The sequence below is a fragment of the Bacillus sp. FJAT-28004 genome (assembly GCF_001280845.1).
Classification (GTDB): Bacteria; Bacillota; Bacilli; order Paenibacillales; family Paenibacillaceae; genus Pristimantibacillus.
Genome location: NZ_LGHP01000001.1, coordinates 1,659,691 through 1,680,829, shown reverse-complemented (window position 1 = coordinate 1,680,829; position 21,139 = coordinate 1,659,691). Strand labels below are relative to the sequence as shown.

Sequence of the window (21,139 nt, the reverse complement as noted above, 5' to 3'; positions counted from 1 at the left end):
TTAGTAGATGATTGCATTCTATTCCAGTTTAAATTACTATAATACGGCGGATTCTTCAATCGAAAAAAGTACTCCCTGTTGCTCAGAGGCATGCAAGCAAGCTTTAACACCATTTGGAAGTACAATCATTGGGTCAGTATGACCAAAGTCCGCATCATAAACGATTGGGAAATCGTATCCTCTCGTTGCAATCTGCAGCAGCTCCTGCAATGAATCTTCTTGATTAAATCCTATACGCGAATGAAATCTTCCTATAATTAGCGCAGAAATGCGATCATAAATACCCATCTGACGAAACTGTGTAAGATATCTATCAATTGTGCTTAGCTGTTCACTCTCGTCGTCTTCTAGACACAAAATTCTACCATCAAAGTTCGGGAAATATGGTGTGCCAGCTAGCAGAAGAAGAGTGCCCATATTCGCAGCTAGGATAGGACCTTTCGCTTGTCCAGGTTTCAAAATCTTCATTCCAGTATTAGGGATGACGGCTCTTGGGCGCGAATCTTCAACCTCCCAGCTCAAATGCTCCTCCATCCATTGATCACTAGAATCAATAACACCTATTGGCTTATCATTCATTACGGTTCTTACAAAGGAATGGTATGTATAATCAATCAGTCCGCCAAATTCTCCAAACTGCGGCATAATAGCGGGTCCCATAAATGTAATGAGATTTGTTTTCGCATGTATGCCTGCTAGAAGTGCCGTTATATCACTATACCCCATTATAATTTTTGGATTATTGCTAATAAGCGAATAGTCTAATTCTTCAAGCAGTTGGTGTGAGTTGTATCCCCCTATTGTAGCGATAATTGCTTTTACCTCAGGGTCTCGAATCATATGATGAAAATCATCCAAACGATTATTTATGCTGCCAGCCGTGTGTCCCGTCTTCTTGCTAACATGCTGTCCTAAGATTACTTTAAACCCCATATTCTCTAAAGCTTTTATTCCACGCTTCAATCTGTTAGGGCAAAAAAAAGCAACAGGCGAGGAAGGTGAAACAATTCCAATCGTATCTCCCTTATTTAATTTATCGGGTTTCAATAGTGAGGGTGTCAATGATTAACCCTCCTTATAATTTTTACTTGAATATATACAAATATTAGTAAACTCTCAATCACTTATTATTGCTCAAACCTCTCCCTTACATAAAAAAAGACTACCATTATGGCAGCCAATATACATTCGAACTCAATATTTATTCACACTATGATTGAATTGTCCTCATGCGATTATTTCTTGGATTGTGTTCTACTTCAGCAAGTCCTAACTTCTCCATCAACGGCGGAATATACATTCCGAATCTACCGCGCAAGCCTTTTTTCATGCCATACCAACCACCAAACGGATTTTCAGGTGAACGGCCCCACGCTTCAACCGTACCCTCTTTTACAGGCTTCTGCTCATCGGCACTGCCAAGTTCGATCCAGTCACCATGTTCTTTGAGCATCGCGCTTAAGTCATAAATACAACGGTAATCATAATGCAAAACCGTTTTGCCTACCGTGCATACTAATATTGGTTTGCCATCCTTTTCGCCTTGATACATTTCATATTCCGATGTTTGAGGAGGCGTTTTTAGTTTCCATGGGTTTTCTTTGGTTCCTTCTACCATCGACATATATTATCTCTCCTTTTGTTTTCCAATCTTATTATGTACTTTGTTGATTTTCATAAAACAACTCAAGTGTAACCAATCTTCTCACGAACAGCATACTGAGTTCATACCTATATCGCAATCTCCATTTTAATGGATGGATGGTATACATAATTTTTCAATTCAAAATCATGAATCGTAAAATCATCGAAATTTTTGATTTCTGGATTTATCCACAGATCAGGAGCAGGATAAGGCTCACGTAACATTTGTTCTTTCAAAGGTTGCTCATGTCTTTCATAGATATGAGCATCATTAATATTAAACGTAAGTGTTCCTAATTTGTATCCTGTCACTTGAGCGATCATTCGTTGTAAGACGTAATATTGAAAAACATTGAATGGGTGTCCTAAGCCGATATCGTTTGATCTTGCATTAACGATTAAATGAAGAACACCTTGCTTGATGAGCCATTGGTTATTCCAAACACAAGGATATAGCTCCATTTGATCAAGGTCATCAATATTCCAAAGCGATATGACATGCCGTCTGGATGAAGGATTATGAATGAGCTGATCAATCAAATGATGCACTTGGTTTGTCATTTTGCCCTTCAGCATAATGGGTTTCCCAAGCTGATATCCGTATGCTTTGCCTATATTATGATTAGAATTGGTCCATTCTTTCCATATCCTCACATTATTTTCATCCAAATATGCGCAGTCACTTGTCCGTTTTACATAAAACCACAACATTTCATGTATGGCAGATTTCCATGGTACTCTTTTTGTTGTAAGTATAGGAACCTCAGTATTTTCAAATGTTAACTGCTTGGAAATTATGCTTTTTGTGTAGGCAGGCGTACCATCAGACCATGTTGTTCTAACCGCTTGGTCTTTGTCCCAATCACCGTGTTCAAAAATATCCGTTACCAATTGATTGTAAATCCCATCAGCCTTCCCCATCTTCCGAGCCCCCAAATCCTTCTTATGTCCATTGAGTATTATTTTTAAAATTCGATAGAAAAATTAGTTTTCCTTTATGGCTCAATGACAAAGTCACCGCTCGACAAGTTCAGGTTTAATTCTATAACGGACACAGAAGCCGCTATATAGCTGATATGGTGCTCAATCATTCATATTGGAGCTAAATAAGGGCCTCTATGTCCGCAACCACGACTAAATGAAGGGAAATGAAGCAAATAAGGTCTCTGATGTCCGCCTATTTAAAAGGAACAACTCTCGTTTACGAAAGTGTCTCCCACTTCGCCCACATTTCTTGCGGATTCAATTCGTAAATGTCATTTTCCCTAAACATCAATTGATGCATAATGAACTCTCTGCGAATGGTCGCGAAGTCATCATGATAACCTTTAATAAACGCGTTGATTTCCTTCTCTGTATACTTTTGTCCCCTCGTCAATTGAGAAACCATATGCTGAAGCACAATCAGTTTTTTCTTAAGCTGAGCCGGCATATGCGTGAGCTTACCCTCTTTTGTGAAAAAGTTACGGATGACTGAATCCTGCAGTTTCTTCTGGCTATCCTCCATGTTTTCCACTCCTTTCTCTGCACCAGCATTCCGATAAATGAGCTCCTCCGTTGCATTAGCATTGCTTTTAATAAAATAATGGTTCAGTGAAAAATAAATCGTGTTCTTCTCTCTGCGTTCATTAATTAAGCTAGCCTCTCTTAACTTCGTGGCATGATGCGTAATCGTAGCAGGCGTAACGCCTAATTTCTCTGCCAGCACCTGGCCATTAAGCTCACCTTCAGCCAGCATAATCAGTAGTTTAATCCTCGTTGCATCGGATAACGCTTTATGATAAGCCACAACCTTATCTAACTGCACAGTTCGCCACCTCTTCCACCACTAAACTAATTTAACGGGTATCTAATTAGAAGTTTGTCTAATCAGATAATAATACACCGCCTATTATTTGTCAAACATGACGCCTCTCGACAGGATACATAAATAGTTTTGTCCATAAAAAAATGCTGACAAGTCGTTACCTGCCAGCATGAATCATGGATGAACTGTCTTATATTCCTTATACGAATACAGTGCATTATTAATTTTCCGAATACAAATTGTCATCATCAGCAATGCTCTGAATGTCCTCCGAACTTATGCTGAAATAACCATAGCCCTCTGCCTGCTGCTTCTTTAACGCTTTTTCTTTAAAAAACTTTGGACTGCCCTCGCCCGCATCCTCATCGTACACGAGCAGAATGCCGTCTGTTTTGCGAAACAGCAGCTCGTCCCTCGCCGTAAATTGCCAAATCCCATTATACGGCTGGTTGCTGACCGATGCGTAATAATCGACCCCTTTTAAAACCTGCTGATAAAATTCCTTCTTATCATCCTTCCATTTCTCTTCCGGATTGCTGTAAGCCGAAATAATAGAAAGCCTCAAATGAGGATAAATATCCTTCAGCGCAATGACGACCTCGCATGCCCACAAATCCACGCCGTACTGACCTGGGGTAATTACCCACTCAAGCCCATCTTCTATAAGCGGAACCAGCTTGCCTGTCAGCGCTTTTTTAATATAAACAATGCCCTCATGCTTCTGGCTAAAAATATTAAGCTCATGAGCTCGATAGCCCGTTACGAGTAAATTTTTCATTTGTCCAACGCCTTTTCGGATAATTATGGTTTACATCTATCCAGTGTATGCTATAGTAGAAAAAATACAAATTGCATATAAACCTATTTATTTCACTAGGGGAGCCTTACGGCTGAGATGGAGCTTCTGCTCCGGACCCTTGGAACCTGATCTGGATCATTCCAGCGGAGGGAAGTGGAGCAGCAGCATTCATTCATGCGCGCAAGCCTTGTTTGATCGTTAGACCCGCTCATTTCCCCTCGGAAATGGGTGGGTCTTTATTTGTTTACGGAGGGATGCGTATTACAGCCATAATATCACTTCACCATGTAAGCTACACTTTCGACAGGCATGCTGAAACATCTATTTTGTCCAATCTTTCGCTGGAAGCCCATCCTGGAGAGTTCGTCTCGATCATCGGTGCTAGCGGCTCGGGCAAAAGCACACTCTTTAAGCTCATGGCCGGATTGCTTCAGCCGAGCCAAGGCGAAATCAGGCTGCATGGCAAGCCTGCACCGAATCGGCTTGGCAAGGTTGCTTATATGCCGCAAAAGGACCTTCTTCTCCCATGGAGAACCGTACTGGGTAATTGCCTGCTTCCGCTTGAGCTGACACGCAGCAATAATCATTATAACACTGTCCAAATAAAGGAGCTGCTTAAACGCTTCGGACTTGCAGGACATGAACAGGCCTACCCCGACGAGTTATCGGGAGGCATGCGGCAGCGAGTCGCTTTTCTGCGCACGCTCGTAACCGGTCAAGAGCTTCTGCTGCTGGACGAACCATTCGGCGCACTTGACGCAATGACCAAACGCGGCATGCATAAGTGGCTGCTTGAATTGTGGGGCGACCTTGAGAAAACGGTACTCTTCATCACACATGATCTTGAAGAAGCCATATTGCTAAGTGATCGCATTTATGTATTGCCAGCTAACGATGCGCAGGGGGTACAAGAAATTGTCGTCCACATGCCGAGGCCAAGACACTATGAGCAGAATTATGAACCCGCCTTTGTGAAGCTGCGACAAGATTTGGAGCGAAGACTGCATGCGCAAACCTCTAATTAAGCAGTGGCTGAGCCATTACGGCCTCTTTATCCTGCTGCTCATCAGTATGCTGCTTATTTGGCAATGGATCGTACATCTCGGCTTAGTTCCACCATACATACTGCCGTCCCCCAGTTCAATAGGTCGAGCATTACTTGAAGACAGCCAACTGCTGCTTGGCAAGCATCTGCTGGCTACGCTTAAAGAAGTCGCGGTCGGATTCCTATTGTCGATTACCTTTGGGATTGCTCTCGCAGCAGGCATGCACGCTTTCCGAATACTGGAGAAGGCGTTGTACCCGTTTGTCGTCATTAGTCAGACAATACCGCTTATTGCCTTGTCTCCAATTTTCATCATGTGGTTCGGCTATACGATTTGGAGCAAAGTCGCTGTCGTTTTTTTGACTTCCTTCTTCCCTATCGTTGTCAATACGTATGACGGGCTTAGAAAGAGTGATCACGAATATAACGAGCTGCTGCTTACGATGGGAGCGACACGCTGGGGTGTTTTTCGAAAAATACAAATACCGATCGCCCTGCCTGCCTTCTTCTCAGGTCTAAAGTTATCGATCGTTTATTGTGTCGTCGGCGCCACCATCGGCGAATGGCTTGGAGGCAGTGAAGGTCTCGGCTATTACAGCCGCCGAATGTCCAGCAATTTGAACGCAGATTCCATGTTTGCATCTGTTTTTCTGTTATCCCTAATCGGCATCTTGTTATTTGCTGCCATCGTGCTTTTGGAGAAAAAGATACTAAAGAAAAGAGGAAGAAAAAATGATCATTAACGCAAAAATCAAATGGATGATTCCGATGCTGGCAGCACTACTACTCGCAATAAGCGGATGCAGCAGCAACGCTGCTGTGAATGAAAAGAAACCCAAGGACTCTTCGCCCGAACAAAATCCTCAGTCGATTAGCATCATGCTCGACTGGTATCCGAATGCCGTGCATTCCTTCCTCTATGCGGCTCAAAAAAACGGTTATTTCGCGAAGCAAGGTTTGGAGGTTAACATTCAAATGCCTGCTGATACGAATGACGCGTTGAAGCTCGTGGCAGCAGGTAAAGTTGATTTAGCACTCAGCTACCAACCGCAGGTTCTGATGGCTCGCGGCGAGGATATTCCTGTTACATCAATTGCTGCTATCGTCAGACATCCGCTTAATCATCTGATGGTTCCAGAAGGCGGAAGCGCCAAGTCCCCCAAAGATCTCGTAGGCAAAAAGGTTGGTTATTCGTCCATTCCCCTTTATGAAGCTATGATGCGCACAATGATTAAGCACGACGGCGGTGACCCGCAAAATGTGGATATGATTGACGTTGGTTTTTCCTTTATTCCAGCCATTTCGACCAATAAGGTAGATGCAATCATCGGCGGATTTATTAACCATGAACAATTGCTGCTTGCCAAGGAAGGGCATCCAATGACAGCCATTAACCCTACTGATTTTGGCGTGCCGGATTATTACGAGCTTGTGCTCGTAGCAAGTGAACAAGGACTAACCGAGAAGCAAGCGTTACTCAAAAAATTCATCACAGCCATTACGGAAGGTCAACAATTTGTTGCTGAAAATAAACAAAACTCGCTGTCGATCTTATTCGAGCACGAGGATCAAACCTCCCCACTCGATAAAGAAATCGAAACGAAAAGCCTGGACATCCTACTGCCCCTTATGGATGCAGGAGAGCAAGTATTCGGTTACCAAGACCCCGCTTCATGGTCCAATGTAAGAGATTGGTTAGTCGATAACAATCTGCTGCCAGAGGATATAAAGGCTGAGGACGCTTTTTCAAACTTGTAAATAAATCCTACTCTTTCGAAGGAGATGCATTGATGAGAAGATATCAGGCACTAACGATTGCAGGCTCGGACTCCGGCGGTGGCGCAGGCATTCAAGCTGATCTCAAAACATTTCAAGAGCTCGGCACTTATGGCATGTCTGTTATCACCGCAGTTACTGCCCAGAATACACTTGGCGTTCAAGGCATCTACCCGCTGGATGCTGAAGCGATTAGAAACCAGCTGGATTCAATAGGTGAGGATCTGGAACCGTCTGCAATTAAGACAGGCATGTTATTTAGCGCAGAAATTATTAAGATCGTTGCAGAAAAAATAAAACAATATAACTGGCACAATCTCATCATTGATCCGGTCATGGTAGCTAAGGGAGGCTCGCCTCTGCTTCAGCAAGAAGCTATTCAGACACTTATCAAGCATCTGCTGCCGCTCGCGCTTATAACGACTCCAAACATTCCGGAAGCCGAGCTTATCGCAAGAATGCCGATTCGGACGCTAAGTGATCGTGAGGAAGCTGCCCGCATTTTGAATCAGATGGGCTCCCGCTTTGTTGTCATTAAGGGCGGCCACGAAACAGGCGAACGGCTTGTCGATCTCATATTTGATGGAGAGAAATTTGTCTACTTGGAAAGCAAACGTATCGATACATTGCATACTCATGGTACGGGATGCACTTTCTCCGCTGCCATTGCAGCGGAAATTGCCCAAGGGAAACCTGTACTTGATGCGATTAGTACAGCCAAAGCCTTCATTCAAGCCGCTATTGAAGACCAGCTAGGTTTCGGGAGCGGACATGGTCCAACCAATCATTTTGCGTATAGACAACGACAGCGCTTGAGTTGACAGCATCGTAATCCTATTAGAAATAGCAAACGCCGCTTCCGTATAGGCAGCGGCGTTTGCTATTTACTAAATCTATTCCTTGTCTTTCATTCCAGCTTAGGCATCAATTAGAACAGCCTTCAAGCTTTATCATCCTGCTTCATCTGCAGCAAGAATGGCCCAACCATATTATTCATACTGATATATTCAGCTTTTGACGCGCTTGGAGCTGCAATCGCTCGTACTGGAGATACTCCGAAGTTCGTTAACGCAGACGCTATCGTGCAAAGCAGTACAGACATACATATCGCATTTTTAATCATCGTTTGTCCACCTATTCTCTAGTAACTCTAACTTAAGTATAGACATTAATAGAATAATTGAAATGGACTTCAGGCATGATTTTTACCTAGACCTTAGACGGGCAACCTAGAAATATTTATCATAAATGTCCTCTATTACTAAACTCAGCTAGAAACATATACTAACGATTATCCACTTTCTCTGGATACAAATCATGATTCATGAGGCGATGCTCCGCCATTTGCTCGTATTTGGTGCCCGGCTGGCCCCAGTTGCAATAAGGATCGATGGAAATACCGCCTCGCGGTGTAAACTTGCCCCATACTTCAATATACCTCGGATCCATTAGCGCAATTAGATCGTTCATAATGATATTCATGCAATCTTCGTGGAAATCACCATGGTTGCGGAAGCTGAACAAGTACAGCTTAAGCGACTTGCTCTCTACCATTTTTTGCCCCGGAATATAAGAAATATAGATCGTTGCAAAATCCGGCTGTCCTGTCATTGGACAAAGACTTGTGAACTCCGGACAATTAAATTTCACAAAATAGTCCCGATTGGGATGCTTATTATCAAATGCCTCCAAAATTTCCGGTGAGTAGTTGAACAAATATTGTGTTCCTTGATTGCCAAGCAGCGTTACGCCGTTCAGCTCCTCCTTGCTTCTTCCATCCATACTCATTTCCGCCTTTCTAAGCTCATTTGAATCAGACGCCTTTCTTATTGCCCCATACCCATGTATGAAGCTGCGGGAGGACGTGCACCCGCTTTAAATCAGCATTTGGCATAACCTTCTCGATCAGCCACTCATAACGTTCCAACAAATAGGGAAGCATGAGCTGCGGCTCCGTTTCCTGCAAGTTGCCATTGCCCGCCTGCAAATAAAACGGTACCATTGGATACCGCATGTGGACATAGGTCGCATACTCCAGATCCTCATCATCAAAAACGACTGTTTTCAAGCAAAAGCTAGTTGAACGCATATTCAGATTAGATACGATTTCATCGAGCTTCGACCAGTCTGTCTTCATGCCAGAGCTCGGCGGCTTAGGCGATAAAGTGAGCTCATCAATCGACCAAAACCAGTCCTGCCAACGACTTCCTTGTGTCTCCAGAGCAACACTGATCCTTTGCTTATGCAGCTCATCAACAAATTCACCTAGCTGCGGAAGCAGTGCGGGATTTCCGCCAGAAATCGTCACATGCTCAAAGGTATTTCCACCAATTTCTTTTAATTGCTCTATCATTTCAAATGCTGTCAGCATACGAATATCTTCTTTGCCGCTGCCGTCCCAAGTAAATGCCGAATCGCACCAAGAGCAGCTATAATCGCAGCCAGCTGTACGAACGAACATCGTTTTCCGGCCAATAACCATGCCTTCTCCCTGAACGGTCGGGCCGAATATTTCCATGACGGGGATTCGTTTGTTAGATGGCATCGTTATACCACCTCCCGCTTAGGACGATAAATACAATAGCTCGTCGGTGTTTCACGCAGATATACTTGAACGCACTGCGGACGATTTACAGTACCATCCAAATGGCGCTGAACGATGTCGCTAATTGTTCGGGCTACCACTTCAGTCGTAGGAAAACGGTCTGGCAGCACATTACTGAAGCTCTCTTTGTCGTCATTAAGCAAAGAATGATCAAAACGATCATGAATCAACCGCTTAATGATTGCGAAATTGACAAGAAAACCTGCCTCGTCAAGTTCATCTCCTGCTACCGTCACATTCGCATAATACGTATGCCCATGAAGCTCTTGGCATTTTCCAGCTTTCTCCGTAGGTACGAAGTGAGCTGCCGCAAAGTGAAAATCCTTATTCAGCTCATAGCAATAGCTATGCTGTGCGGTCGGATACATCTGCTGCATCATCATCGCTTCACCTTATATGCGCTGGACCAAATAATCGTCCAGCCCCTTCCTCCGAAGCTGACAAGCCGGACAATGGCCACAGCCATCCGCCATGATGCCGTTATAACAGGTCAATGTGCGTTCACGGACAAAGTCGAATGCGCCAAGCTCATCCGCAAGTTTCCATGTCTCCGCTTTATTCAGCCACATGAGCGGCGTATCGATCACAAACGGATAGTCCATGGATAAGTTCAGCGTCACATTTAACGACTTTACGAATATATCTCGGCAATCCGGGTATCCGCTAAAGTCCGTTTCGCATACACCTGTTACGATATGCTTCGCGCCCAGCTGCTTTGCAAGCACCGCTGCGAAGGTAAGAAATAAGAGATTTCGTCCATCAACAAAAGTTGTAGGCAGCTCTCCTTCTTTTTGCTCGATCGCAATATCGTCTCTTGTGAGCGCATTGGGTGCCAATTGATTAAGAAGCGACATATCAAGAATATGATGCTTAATATTCAGCTCCTTGGCGATATCCGCCGCGCAATCCAGCTCAAGCTTATGCCGCTGCCCATAGTTGAACGTAACGGCCTCTACCTCCGCGAATCGTTCCATTGCCCAAAATAAACAGGTCGTGCTATCCTGACCACCGCTAAACACAACGACCGCTTTTTCTGTTTTCATGCTGTATCTCCCTCTCTGGTGTGAGAAGATCGAGATCGCTTGACTTCCTTCGTATGAAGATAAAAAACCAAAGAAACGGCGCGAAGCGTTAAAAAACCCGCTTCGCGCCGAACGCGAAAACGACGATGTCACCTGACGGGACAATCGTTTCGCATAGTTTTTTATAGAGGGAGTTCGCGAACCTCTCCCGATAGCTGTTAATGTCCTAAGACAATAGCTTCGGAGTTTCTTCTTCAGTTGTTCATTCTCAAGTACTATAGCATAGCTTCTTCATTAAAGAAACAGACAGTATTTCACTGTAAATATTAGGTGTTTTAACGTTTAGGTTGAAGAAATCGCCTATATCGCAACCTCTCTCAGCTTCGTTAACGTCTTAAGAACATGATCAATCAGCTCTGGTATATCATCCATTTGCTCTTCGCCAATTTTACGGCTAAAGCTTAGCGCAATGACATTCGAATAAATAGGAAATTCCGTACCAAAAAGGTAACTAATCGTTTGTATTGGCTCTATATCCGGCTCCCAAATTTGCTGCATCACTTTCTTAATTTGGTTGCATTGTTTCGCTACATCTGTGACCTCCATGAAGAAACGAATCTGAAGCGAGCATGCTGGTGTCTCGCCTGTCAGCTCCAGTATCTCCGCAGCTAAATCCTTCAGCGAGGCAGTGAGCTGAATTTCCGCTGATACTTCTGCGTATTCAGCCAGCTTAAATTCGAGCGTGAACTCTCGCGACATAACCGCAAGCTCCAAACGATCAACCCGATTGATAATATCAATCTTCCGATCCAGCGTATCCAAATCATAAAGCTGATTCTCAAAGGCTACTTTCAAGTTTTCATAAACAGTTGGATCAAACATCGATTTCCCTCACTTATACTACAATATCGTCTTAGCTATTGTAGTCGATCAGAGCAATAGAATCGAGCCATTGCACTATTTTTTTTAGCTTTTAATCTATACTGGAGTTTTTATTTGTAATATTATTACAATAAAGAAACGAGGTGCTGAATCGATGAAAATTGCTTTTATTTTATTTGATGGCGTTACCTTTTTAGATTTCATTGGATTCTATGATGTTATTACTCGCTTAAAGTATTACGAATCAACGAAAGACTTCTCCTGGGATATCTGTGCCATGCAGGAAGAGGTTACGGATGAGCTTGGCTTGACGATTAAAGTAAATCAAGTCAAACCTGATCTAACGCAATATGACCTAATTTTTGTTCCGGGAGGACTGGGTACAAGAGCGCTGAGGTTTGATGAATCATTCACTTCTTGGATTAAGGAAGCTGAGCATGCAGCGTTCATCGTCTCGGTTTGCACAGGCTCGCTGCTGCTTGGTGCCGCTGGCTATTTGGCAAATAAAAACGCGACCACCCATCCGTACGCCTATGATTTATTAGAGCCCTACTGCAAAGAGGTCATCCGCTCACGCATTGTGCGAGACGGCAATGTCATTACGGCTGGAGGAGTCGCCACTTCGATTGATTTGGGCCTATACATCATCGGGCTCTTCTTAGATGAGCACGAGGTGAAAAGCATAAAAAATCAAATGGACTACCCCTATGAAATGGAACACATAGCGATCTATTAAATCACGCCCAAGTTCGCTTCTGCGGCTTCGAGTTCGATTAGACGGAGATGAACAGTTGAGTAAAATTGATACGGTTATCTTTGACCTAGACCAGACATTGCTTGATAAAGAGCAATCATTAATTAACTTCGCAAAGTATCAGTATGAACGTTTTTCATTACATGCTTTCATTGTAGACAAACATGAATTTATAGAGAAGTTTACCCAGTTAAATAACATACTCATGCCCAAAGAAGATGTTTACAATGAATTAATCGATTTTTTTAAGATTGAGAATGCTCTATTTACTCCGCTGCTTGATGATTTAAACCATAACTTTCATAAATACAGCATCGGATTTCCTGGTCTTCATGAAATGCTTCTTTCCTTAAAGCAAAGTGGATATAAATTAGGCATGATTACGAATGGCAGGGAGTTTTATCAGAGGAACAAAGTGATTGCTCTCGGTATTATGGAGCTCTTTGATGATATTGTTATTTCAGGAGCCGTCAATTTGAGAAAGCCCGATCATGCTATTTTTCAATTGTCGCTTTGTAATTTGAGTTCCTCTGCTGCAAAGTCCGTTTTTGTGGGTGATAATCTCAAGGCTGATATTATTCCTGCTAATGAAATGGGAATGCGTACGATTTTGAAAAGCAATGACAGTACGTTCAGCTATCCCGATGCCATCTGCAATGATTTACTAGAAATACATGCTATAATCGATCGTTTCTCCGAATGGGAGTAGATTGACGAACGAAACGCTAAAAGTGGCTGTATCCAAGCAGGTTTCCCCACTTTTGATACAGCCACTAGTCTTCTCATTCCGCTTCTAAAGCCTCTTTAAATATAAAAACAGAGGCGATAACGCAAGCTCACGCACGCCTTCTGCGACTAATCCAGCGATTTGGATGCCGCCCAGCTCTTGAAAATGTGTATCATCCTGAGCGCCATCTGGAAAATGAATAAATTCTCCAGGGTAAGCCCACATGAACAGCGTCTTAGACGGCTCGTCACCCAAGCGCTCGTACAGGTCCTTACTCTTAGCTGCCAAATCGATCATTGGAACATCAAGCTCAGCAGCAAGCTGCTTCATACCGAGCAAATAATCACCATGCGTATCGATAATCCGACCTCGTTCGTCAAATTTACAGCGATGCATCGGTGTAATAAGTACGGGTATTGCACCGCGTGACCGCGCCTCCTCCACATAAACGGCCAACATTTCCTTAAAGCTGCCAAATGATTCTGTTGCCCGCTCTTCATCCGGCTTCTCGTCATTATGACCGAATTGAATCCATAAATAGTCGTTCGGTTTTATTTGCTCAATGATCGCTGCAAGTCGACCTTCATTAATGAAGCTTCTTGAGCTTCTTCTAGGCATCGCATGATTATCAATCGCCACATCCGTCTTAAAATACAGCGGCAGCATTTGCCCCCATCCGGCATATGGAATCGTATCCTGATCGGTTACTGTGGAGTCCCCCGCCAAATAAATCGTCGTCGCTTGCTTCGCCTCATCGATCTGAAGCGCATTAATGCGCGGTGCTACCCCTGAGAATGCGAGGCGCAGTCGTCCATCCGTTACTTTGACGGTGAAGCTATGTACAGCATATTGTCCTGCTGAGGTAATTGCCTTGTGCAGAACCAGGCGTCCTACGCCATATTTTAACGATGTTGAAGTCGGAGCAATCGCATCTCCTATCGTAACTGTTATCGTGTAACAGCCATTTGGCAGATCAACAAGAAACGCTGCTTCGAGTGGTATACAAAATGCACCGCGGAGTCGATCAGCCTCATCTCGGTTGCGCGAGCTTATCCGCTCATTTGATTCAAAACCGTAGCCTGTATCTCCGTTATAGATCGTATTCGGCAGTACTTGTATGTAAGGAGTAGCGGGAGCGCTTCCTATTCCAAAATCAAACTTAAACGAAATAGTCATGAAGACACCATCCTAATGGTTTATTTACCTAATCTTAGAATATCAAATTGCGGAAAGATAGGAAGTTAATAAGTCGTCTTTTTTGTTCAAAATTCAGTCCCTCTGAGTTTGGTTACCTTTAAGAATGAGTGCTGTACTTTATCTTTATCCGCTCGAGGGCTTCTACTATCCCTGCATGTAATAGAGCTTCCATACCATTAATTTCGTCAAAATTTGCGTTACCCGCGGAATTCCGTATACTAATAGATAGGAATCATATAGGAGCTATTTACTAATTGAGGTGACACAAGTGGACGAATTAAAACAAGCCTATGAAACGATGGGGCTGCCAGAACTTGCGGCCAAAGAGGAAGTGGAGAAGCGCTACACGATACTTATGCGTCAATCACGCTCCAGAACGCAGCAACAGAACGAAGGCGCAGAGGATTCGAACGAATCTTTTGCAACGATTACGCGAGCATATCGACTGATTCTAGAGTACGAGGATCGCAAGCTAACGGATGCCTTCAACGAGCAAGAGTACGGTAAATACAAGAAGATGGCTGGACAAGCTCAGAAAATGGATCATTTCTGGCGTTATTACAAGTTTCACACGCTCGGAGCAATCGCAGCGGTAGCACTCATTATTTATGGGATTGTCAGCTTTATGAACTATCGTGAAGAGCAAGAGCGGCTTGCTAATTTGCCACCCGTCGATTTGAACGTTTCATTTATGGGCAATTACCTGCTTAAGGATGATGCACCTAAGGAAGAGCCGCTTGAAACCGCTCTTTTGACAGCGTTTCCCGAATGGAAAAGATTTGTTTCTACCCTTACTTTTGTCCCTAAAGACCAGCAATCGCAATATGCCTATATGCAAAAAGCAGTGCTCGTCTTAGCAACCGAGCATCCGGATGTATATATTATGGACGAGAGCACCTTCGAATGGATCGGCGTACAGGGAATGCTTATGAAGCTCGACGACGATGTCAACGGTGTGTTTAAGCCGCTAATGCAGGACGGGCTTGCTAAGAAGCTGAAGACCGATGAAGATACACAAGAGCATGTATACGGAATTGACCTAAGCAAGAGTGCGCTAGTCGATCAGCTTCCGCTATACAAAGAAAACATGGTTATCGGCATCAGACTCGATAGCAAAAACCCAGACAAAGCCAAAGCTTTCATTAATAAATACTTAGCTACCATAAAGTAGTTAAATAACAAAAAAGCCCGATTCCGCCAGCCATTTTGATGGCATACGCGGAACTCGGGCTTTTCTGATATGGAAACGGCTTTGCATCTTAAGCCATAAGCTTTCCACAGCTCTTCCATTGAACTAACTCTCTCCCAGATGCTTCAGCACGATGCTCTCAATATGCTTCAAATGCTGCTTCATTCGCTCGGCTGCAAGCTCAGCATCCTTCTTCGCTATTGCCTCGACTATCGCAGAATGCTCCCTATAAAGTCGTTCCGCTACAGCCGTGCTCGAATAAAGCTCTACTCGTCTAATGTCGTGGATTGCCGTTTCGATATGATTCATAATCGATTCGAACAAACGTACCATAATCGAGTTATGTGTCGCATTCGCAAGCGTTAAATGGAATCGAAGATCCAGCCTTTCACCTTCGGCCTCATCGCCGGAGGCACGCTCCATCTCTTCGATGATTAGGCTTAGCTGTTTAAGATCCTCATCCGTATGCTTCACAGCTGCTATCGCGGCGTTGGAAACCTCAAGTGATTCACGAGCTTCCAATAATTCCAGCACCGTCTTGCGATTCATACGAAGAGACGCAAGCTCTGGAAGCTCCATCTCAATCGGTACGCTACGGATGACGCGACAGCCGCCGCCTTGCCGAATTTCAATCAAGCCCATTGCTTTAAGTGCGCTCAGTGCTTCGCGGGTAGTCGAACGTCCTACACCAAATTGCTCGGACATTTGCTTCGTAGAGGGAAGCTTATCTCCTACCTTTAATTTGCCATCTATAATGAGACGCTTCACTTGCTCGGTAATTTCCTCGTAATGATTGCGCTTCGAAAGCTTCTCTACCTCTAATGATGGAATAACCACTCACCTCCAAGCTTAAACGGCATGCACTGTCTTCTAACGGCGCAATACCGTTTTTATTACCTATATTTGCAGTTACCCGACTAACAGCGCATACACGATGCCTGGTCCGTGAACACCAATAGTCAGATCATTCTCAATATCGGATGAGCGGCTTGGACCCGTAATAAAATGAATACCGGCCGGCAGCTGCTCGCGTCCCGCTTCATCAAACGTCACAAGCACTTCACCTAGTCTTGTTTTCAAACGTTCGATCGGGATTATAATAATAAGCACGGTTGGCAGTAGACTAACGGACCTTCCTTTGTTCGGAGCTGATAGTACCGTAACCGAGCCCGTATATGCGACAGCATGATCCGCGATTACGATGCCAAAATCCGCTTCGGCCGCACGTGCACGCCAATGCTGCTCTGCATCCGTATTCCACACCGATACCTGCGAACACTGCAAAGAACCTTCAAGATCGAGCTCATCCAGCTCCGGCTGATTTTGACGAATGACATATTTCGCACTCATTTCCTCAGCTTTGCCAACGATAAAGGATTTTACATCATCCATTGATTGAAGTCGAGCCACGTGACCGCCAACCGAGAGGAAATTGTCTGTAAACTGTTTAATTCGTTCCTCTTCCGACCATTCAAATGCGTTCCAGAAATCAGGAGCTCCGCGAAAAGGATGCTGCGGCTTCTGTGTCATTCGTGGATGTCTCAGCTTGGCAGCAATATCATTCATAAAAAGCTCCTGTTTCGCCTTTGATTCTGCTTCTAGCTTTTCCAGCCACTGTTTATGAGTATTAGCCATGACCATGTCCTCCCTTACCCTGCTTCTCTTCAAGATTACGACTGCGCACAAGCTCCTCCATACGATTTTGCATCGATGGTTCCATTTGTTTTAAGCCCTGCTTAAGCTCCTGATCAAGCGTATCCCACCGATCACGGAATGACTCCTTCGGCAGGCTCGGCGTAACACGGTATGTGTTCCAGCCTTTTAACGGACCGAGCTTCGTCTTGATGACGCCGCTTCGTACGACGAGCTTCTGACCCAGCTTCCCGAGTCGCAATACGCCGCCAAGGCGTGAGGAATTCCCCATGATGGTTGCGAAGCCTTGCATGCCGATAGACTCCATTTTGCTGCCATTTCCACTTTCCACCTTGCGTCTGCGCAAATAGACAAGCATATCGTGAAGCGGTATTTTGACCGGACAAGCCTCATAACAAGCGCCGCATAAGCTGGAAGCATTGGCGACATCATCCCATTCAGCAATATTTTTGTTCAAAGAAGGCGTAAGCACAGCCCCAATTGGACCGCTATACGTGCTTCCATAAGCATGACCGCCAATGTGGCGATAGACCGGACAAGCGTTCAGACAAGCACCGCAGCGTATGCAATTCAGCAGCTCTTGGAACTCAGGATCGCCTAGCTGTAGGGAACGGCCATTATCTATAATAATGATATGCATTTCGTCTGGACCGTCCGCATCCTCGGAGCGGCGCGGGCCTGTAATGCCATTCATATACATCGTCAGCTTTTGTCCCGTTGCCGAGCGCGGCAGCAGCGTCGCCATAACCTCAAGGTCGGACCACGATGGAATGATTCGTTCCATACCCATCAACGTAATTTGCGTTTTAGGAACAGTACTCACCATTCGCGCATTGCCTTCATTTTCAAAAAGCACCATCGAACCTGTTTCTGCAATCGCGAAGTTACAGCCGGTCATACCGATTTCAGCTTCCAAAAACTTCTCTCGAAGCTTTTTGCGAACGAAACCTGCAAGCGCCGTCGTATCAGGCGGCAGCGTATAACCCGCCTCCTTGGAAAGCAATTCGGCGATCTGATAACGGTTTTTGTGAATGGCTGGGATGACAATGTGGGATGGCATTTCGCCTGCAAGCTGAATAATGTATTCGCCTAAATCGGTTTCTACCGCTTCTACTCCGATGGATTCAAGTGCATGATTAAGATGCAGCTCCTCTGAAACCATGGACTTGGATTTTACGACCGACTTCGCATTCGCGTGCTCTGCAATATCTAAAGTAAGCTTGACTGCTTCCTCAGCCGTACCCGCAAAATGCACATGAACGCCGTTTGCACGGGCATTGTTCACAAACAAGTTTAAATAATAATCCAAATGCGCGATCGTATGAAGACGAATTTGCCTGCCTCGCTCTCGCCATTCTTCCCAATTCCCATGCTCGTCAGTCGCTTTTTTCTTCCCATTGCGCAGTCTCTCCGTTGTGAATCGCACTGCTTTACGCAGAAATTCGTCGTTGAGAGCAAGATCCGCTCTTGCTTTTACAGTTGCTTCCTTTTTGACGCCAGCCATGCTTATTTCACCCCTTCATATAACAGCTCTGCCAAATGCATAACACGGACGGGTTCGTTACGATAGCGCAGATTTCCAGCAATGTTGAGCAAACAAGCCATATCAAGTCCGACTAACACTTCCGCTTCCGTCTCCAGTACATGATCGACCTTCTCCGTAACCATTGCCCCTGAAATATCAGCCATTTTGACAGCGAACGTACCGCCAAAGCCGCAGCAATCCTCAGCGAATGGGAGCGGAACCAACTCAAGTCCCTTTACATTCTGAATAAGCGCGAGCGGTTCGTCCTTAACACCAAGAATTCGGCTGCCATGACAGGAAGGATGATACGTCACCTTATGAGGAAATGCAGCACCAACATCTGTAACGCCGAGCACCTGCACGAGAAACTGCGTGAACTCGAAAGATTTGTTTTGAAGCTTTTGAGCACGTTTCAGCATCACCGGATCATCTTCGAACAGCTTCGGATAATGATGAATCATTCCCGTACAGGAGCCTGATGGCGAAATAACAAAGTCGCTGTCTTCAAAAGCATCCAATATCGTTTTCGCTGACTCTCTCGCTTCCTTCCAATAGCCACTGTTGTAAGCCGGCTGCCCGCAGCAGGTTTGTACCGTAGGAAACTCCAATGATACACCGTACTTCGCCAGCAAGCGCACCATCGCTTCTCCTACCCTTGGATATAACGCATCGCTTAAGCAAGTAATAAATAATGAGACTTTCATACCTGCACCCCTTTCGTTACTTATACTTCTATATTATCAGGTTGTCAGACAAGTTTGGTAAAAAATTTTCATGTAAAGCAGTTTAAATATAATCGATCGCTGTAAGAACACCTATGCGCTTACAGCATTCTTTCGCAGGTAACTAAGCTGCCACTGTGCTCTGTAAGCACCTATTGGTGCTTACAGGCGCCTAGAAACGTTACTTTTATCGCTGTAAGAACACCTATGCGCTTACAACACCCTTTCGCCGGTAACTAAGCCGTCACTGTGCTCTGTAAGCACGTATAGGTGCTTACAGCCGCCCACGAACGTTACTTCTAACGCTGTAAGAACACCTATGCGCTTACAGCACCCTTTCGCAGGTAACTAAGCTGCCACTGCGCTCTGTAAGCACGTATAAGTTCTTACAGGCACTCAGAAACGTTATTTCTATCGCTCTAGGAACACATATGCGCTTACAGCACCCTTTCGCAGGTAACTAACTGCCACTGCGCTCTGTAAGCACGTATAGGTGCTTACAGCCGCCCACGAACGTTACTTTTAACGCTGTAAGAACACCTATGCGCTTACAGCACTCTTTCGCAGGCAACTAAGCTGCCACTGTGCTCTGTAAGCACCTATTGGTGCTTACAGGCGCCCACGAAGGTTACTTTTAACGCTGTAAGAACACCTAAGCGCTTACAGCACTCTTTCGCAGGTAACTAAGCTGCCACTGTGCTCTGTAAGCACCTATTGGTGCTTACAGCCGCCCACGAACGTTACTTTTAACGCTGTAAGAACACCTATGCGCTTACAGCACTCTTTCGCAGGTAACTAAGCTGCCACTGTGCTCTGTAAGCACCTATAGGTGCTTACAGCCGCCCACGAACGTTACTTTTAACGCTGTAAGAACACATATGCGCTTACAGCACCCTTTCACAGGTAACTAAGCTGCCACTGTGCTCTGTAAGCACCTATTGGTGCTACCACAAAATCCAAGCAACTCACAACTACGAACAAAAACGGCGCTGCTCTTCTACTGAAGCCAGCGCCAACTATGCTCTATACCGTTGTTACGGATATCTGTTTCTCCTGAAGCTGCGATAAGATCGCAGCAGGCAAACGCTCATCGGTAATGATCGTATCAACTTCATTCAAATCCGCCACATGCGTAAAGGCTTGAACACCGAATTTACTGGAGTCGGCGACCAGAATAACTTGATCCGCCATACCTACCATTTTGTGCTTAATGCGTGCTTGCAGCTCATTCGACTCACTTACACCGCGCTCCAAATGGACGCCCTTGCACGAGAGAAATGCTTTATCAACATGATACGCATCAAGAGAACGCTCTGCTAACGGGCCAACATAAGACAATGAACGCGAGGCCAAAATGCCGCCCGTCGAGATCACCTCAATCTTCTCCTTGCTGCTCAGTTCCATCGCTACTTTAATAGAGTTGGTGAGCACCGTTAGAGGAATATCCGGCATGTTTGCAGCCATATACCAAGCAGTTGAGCTTGCATCAAGTAAAATACGATCGTTCGGCTGAATCAGCGTAATCGCCGCTTCCGCAATTCGTTTTTTCTCCTCCGCATGTGTAATCTCCCGCTCGAAATACGGAATTTCCGGCTGCTGATCCTTTACGCTAACCGCACCGCCATGGGAGCGGCGCAAACGTCCGGCTTGCTCTAAGCGGTCAAGGTCACGCCGAATCGTTTCTTCGGTCACCTGACATAGCTCGCTCAGTTCCGTTACCCGAATGCTGCCTCTCTCATTAACCAGCTGTACAATTTTATCGTATCGTTCATGGACCAGCATAATGTACCTC

24 protein-coding genes and 2 riboswitches are annotated in these 21,139 nt (G+C 44.9%); of the genes, 7 read left to right on the top strand and 17 right to left on the bottom strand.

The window, feature by feature from the left end; translation table 11 throughout:
- Positions 1-36 precede the first annotated feature (36 nt).
- The 5 genes from AC787_RS06860 to AC787_RS06840 form a co-directional block, all read right to left on the bottom strand.
- Positions 37-1,062, bottom strand: a complete 1,026-nt coding sequence (locus AC787_RS06860; protein ID WP_235560921.1) for a S66 peptidase family protein — start codon at positions 1,060-1,062, stop codon at positions 37-39.
- A 148-nt stretch (positions 1,063-1,210) separates the two neighbouring features.
- Positions 1,211-1,624 (bottom strand): DUF6855 family protein, encoded by a 414-nt coding sequence (locus tag AC787_RS06855; RefSeq protein ID WP_054024096.1) that lies wholly within the window; start codon positions 1,622-1,624, stop codon positions 1,211-1,213.
- A gap of 107 nt (positions 1,625-1,731) precedes the next feature.
- Positions 1,732-2,565 (bottom strand): thymidylate synthase, encoded by an 834-nt coding sequence (gene thyA, locus AC787_RS06850; RefSeq protein ID WP_054024095.1) that lies wholly within the window; start codon positions 2,563-2,565, stop codon positions 1,732-1,734.
- Between the two features lie 280 nt (positions 2,566-2,845).
- The gene (locus AC787_RS06845) at positions 2,846-3,451 is read right to left on the bottom strand and encodes a metalloregulator ArsR/SmtB family transcription factor (protein ID WP_054024094.1); all 606 of its coding nucleotides are present in this window, start codon (positions 3,449-3,451) and stop codon (positions 2,846-2,848) included.
- Between the two features lie 220 nt (positions 3,452-3,671).
- Positions 3,672-4,229 (bottom strand): DUF1273 domain-containing protein, encoded by a 558-nt coding sequence (locus AC787_RS06840; RefSeq protein WP_054024093.1) that lies wholly within the window; start codon positions 4,227-4,229, stop codon positions 3,672-3,674.
- Positions 4,230-4,316: 87 nt separating this feature from the next.
- Positions 4,317-4,419: riboswitch (TPP riboswitch) on the top strand.
- Positions 4,420-4,504: 85 nt separating this feature from the next.
- Between AC787_RS06840 and AC787_RS06835 the strand changes: the two genes are divergently transcribed.
- Genes AC787_RS06835 through thiD form a run of 4 tightly spaced genes read left to right on the top strand, consistent with a single transcriptional unit; the run spans position 4,505 to position 7,892 of the window.
- Positions 4,505-5,275 carry an ABC transporter ATP-binding protein gene (locus AC787_RS06835; RefSeq protein ID WP_054024092.1) on the top strand — a complete coding sequence of 257 codons (771 nt, stop codon included), beginning with the start codon at positions 4,505-4,507 and terminating at the stop codon, positions 5,273-5,275.
- Positions 5,256-6,038, top strand: coding sequence for an ABC transporter permease (locus AC787_RS06830; protein ID WP_054024091.1), 783 nt, complete (start codon positions 5,256-5,258; stop codon positions 6,036-6,038). Before AC787_RS06835 ends, AC787_RS06830 begins: the two co-directional genes overlap by 20 nt.
- Positions 6,028-7,053 carry an ABC transporter substrate-binding protein gene (locus AC787_RS06825; RefSeq protein ID WP_054024090.1) on the top strand — a complete coding sequence of 342 codons (1,026 nt, stop codon included), beginning with the start codon at positions 6,028-6,030 and terminating at the stop codon, positions 7,051-7,053. The genes AC787_RS06830 and AC787_RS06825 overlap by 11 nt, the downstream gene beginning before the upstream one ends.
- Positions 7,054-7,085: 32 nt before the next feature.
- Entirely contained in the window at positions 7,086-7,892 is an 807-nt protein-coding gene (gene thiD, locus AC787_RS06820) for a bifunctional hydroxymethylpyrimidine kinase/phosphomethylpyrimidine kinase (RefSeq protein ID WP_054024089.1), read from the top strand.
- A 119-nt stretch (positions 7,893-8,011) separates the two neighbouring features.
- Here the strand turns inward: thiD and AC787_RS06815 are convergent, their stop codons facing one another.
- The 6 genes from AC787_RS06815 to AC787_RS06790 all read right to left on the bottom strand — a co-directional run bounded on the left by AC787_RS06815 (position 8,012) and on the right by AC787_RS06790 (position 11,580).
- Positions 8,012-8,194, bottom strand: a complete 183-nt coding sequence (locus AC787_RS06815) for a hypothetical protein (protein WP_054024088.1) — start codon at positions 8,192-8,194, stop codon at positions 8,012-8,014.
- Positions 8,195-8,355: 161 nt separating this feature from the next.
- Positions 8,356-8,853, bottom strand: a complete 498-nt coding sequence (gene queF / locus AC787_RS06810; RefSeq protein WP_054024087.1) for a preQ(1) synthase — start codon at positions 8,851-8,853, stop codon at positions 8,356-8,358.
- Positions 8,854-8,884: 31 nt separating this feature from the next.
- The gene (gene queE, locus AC787_RS06805; RefSeq protein ID WP_054024086.1) at positions 8,885-9,616 is read right to left on the bottom strand and encodes a 7-carboxy-7-deazaguanine synthase QueE; all 732 of its coding nucleotides are present in this window, start codon (positions 9,614-9,616) and stop codon (positions 8,885-8,887) included.
- A 2-nt stretch (positions 9,617-9,618) separates the two neighbouring features.
- Entirely contained in the window at positions 9,619-10,056 is a 438-nt protein-coding gene (queD, locus tag AC787_RS06800; RefSeq protein WP_054024085.1) for a 6-carboxytetrahydropterin synthase QueD, read from the bottom strand.
- 12 nt (positions 10,057-10,068) lie between these two features.
- Positions 10,069-10,719, bottom strand: coding sequence for a 7-cyano-7-deazaguanine synthase QueC (gene queC / locus AC787_RS06795; RefSeq protein WP_054024084.1), 651 nt, complete (start codon positions 10,717-10,719; stop codon positions 10,069-10,071).
- A 147-nt stretch (positions 10,720-10,866) separates the two neighbouring features.
- A riboswitch (PreQ1 riboswitch) is annotated at positions 10,867-10,910 on the bottom strand.
- A 148-nt stretch (positions 10,911-11,058) separates the two neighbouring features.
- The gene (locus AC787_RS06790) at positions 11,059-11,580 is read right to left on the bottom strand and encodes a hypothetical protein (protein ID WP_054024083.1); all 522 of its coding nucleotides are present in this window, start codon (positions 11,578-11,580) and stop codon (positions 11,059-11,061) included.
- A gap of 154 nt (positions 11,581-11,734) precedes the next feature.
- Between AC787_RS06790 and AC787_RS06785 the strand changes: the two genes are divergently transcribed.
- Both AC787_RS06785 and AC787_RS06780 read left to right on the top strand, forming a co-directional pair.
- Entirely contained in the window at positions 11,735-12,316 is a 582-nt protein-coding gene (locus AC787_RS06785) for a DJ-1/PfpI family protein (protein ID WP_054024082.1), read from the top strand.
- 55 nt (positions 12,317-12,371) lie between these two features.
- Positions 12,372-13,043, top strand: a complete 672-nt coding sequence (locus AC787_RS06780) for an HAD family hydrolase (RefSeq protein ID WP_054024081.1) — start codon at positions 12,372-12,374, stop codon at positions 13,041-13,043.
- Between the two features lie 84 nt (positions 13,044-13,127).
- Here the strand turns inward: AC787_RS06780 and AC787_RS06775 are convergent, their stop codons facing one another.
- On the bottom strand, positions 13,128-14,237 hold the full coding sequence (locus tag AC787_RS06775; RefSeq protein WP_054024080.1) for a rhamnogalacturonan acetylesterase: 1,110 nt from the start codon (positions 14,235-14,237) through the stop codon (positions 13,128-13,130).
- A 289-nt stretch (positions 14,238-14,526) separates the two neighbouring features.
- Here AC787_RS06775 and AC787_RS06770 point away from each other — a divergent pair, with 289 nt between their 5' ends.
- On the top strand, positions 14,527-15,429 hold the full coding sequence (locus AC787_RS06770; protein ID WP_054024079.1) for a hypothetical protein: 903 nt from the start codon (positions 14,527-14,529) through the stop codon (positions 15,427-15,429).
- 123 nt (positions 15,430-15,552) lie between these two features.
- Here AC787_RS06770 and AC787_RS06765 read toward each other — a convergent pair whose 3' ends face one another.
- The 5 genes from AC787_RS06765 to AC787_RS06745 all read right to left on the bottom strand — a co-directional run bounded on the left by AC787_RS06765 (position 15,553) and on the right by AC787_RS06745 (position 21,129).
- The gene (locus AC787_RS06765) at positions 15,553-16,284 is read right to left on the bottom strand and encodes a FadR/GntR family transcriptional regulator (protein ID WP_235560920.1); all 732 of its coding nucleotides are present in this window, start codon (positions 16,282-16,284) and stop codon (positions 15,553-15,555) included.
- A 72-nt stretch (positions 16,285-16,356) separates the two neighbouring features.
- Positions 16,357-17,082 carry a LutC/YkgG family protein gene (locus tag AC787_RS06760; protein WP_054024078.1) on the bottom strand — a complete coding sequence of 242 codons (726 nt, stop codon included), beginning with the start codon at positions 17,080-17,082 and terminating at the stop codon, positions 16,357-16,359.
- Positions 17,075-18,604 carry a LutB/LldF family L-lactate oxidation iron-sulfur protein gene (locus AC787_RS06755; protein ID WP_054024077.1) on the bottom strand — a complete coding sequence of 510 codons (1,530 nt, stop codon included), beginning with the start codon at positions 18,602-18,604 and terminating at the stop codon, positions 17,075-17,077. Before AC787_RS06755 ends, AC787_RS06760 begins: the two co-directional genes overlap by 8 nt.
- A 2-nt stretch (positions 18,605-18,606) precedes the next feature.
- On the bottom strand, positions 18,607-19,329 hold the full coding sequence (locus tag AC787_RS06750; RefSeq protein ID WP_054024076.1) for a (Fe-S)-binding protein: 723 nt from the start codon (positions 19,327-19,329) through the stop codon (positions 18,607-18,609).
- 1,041 nt (positions 19,330-20,370) lie between these two features.
- Positions 20,371-21,129: a DeoR/GlpR family DNA-binding transcription regulator gene (locus tag AC787_RS06745; RefSeq protein ID WP_054024075.1), complete on the bottom strand. Its 759-nt coding sequence runs from the start codon at positions 21,127-21,129 to the stop codon at positions 20,371-20,373.
- Positions 21,130-21,139: the final 10 nt, after the last annotated feature.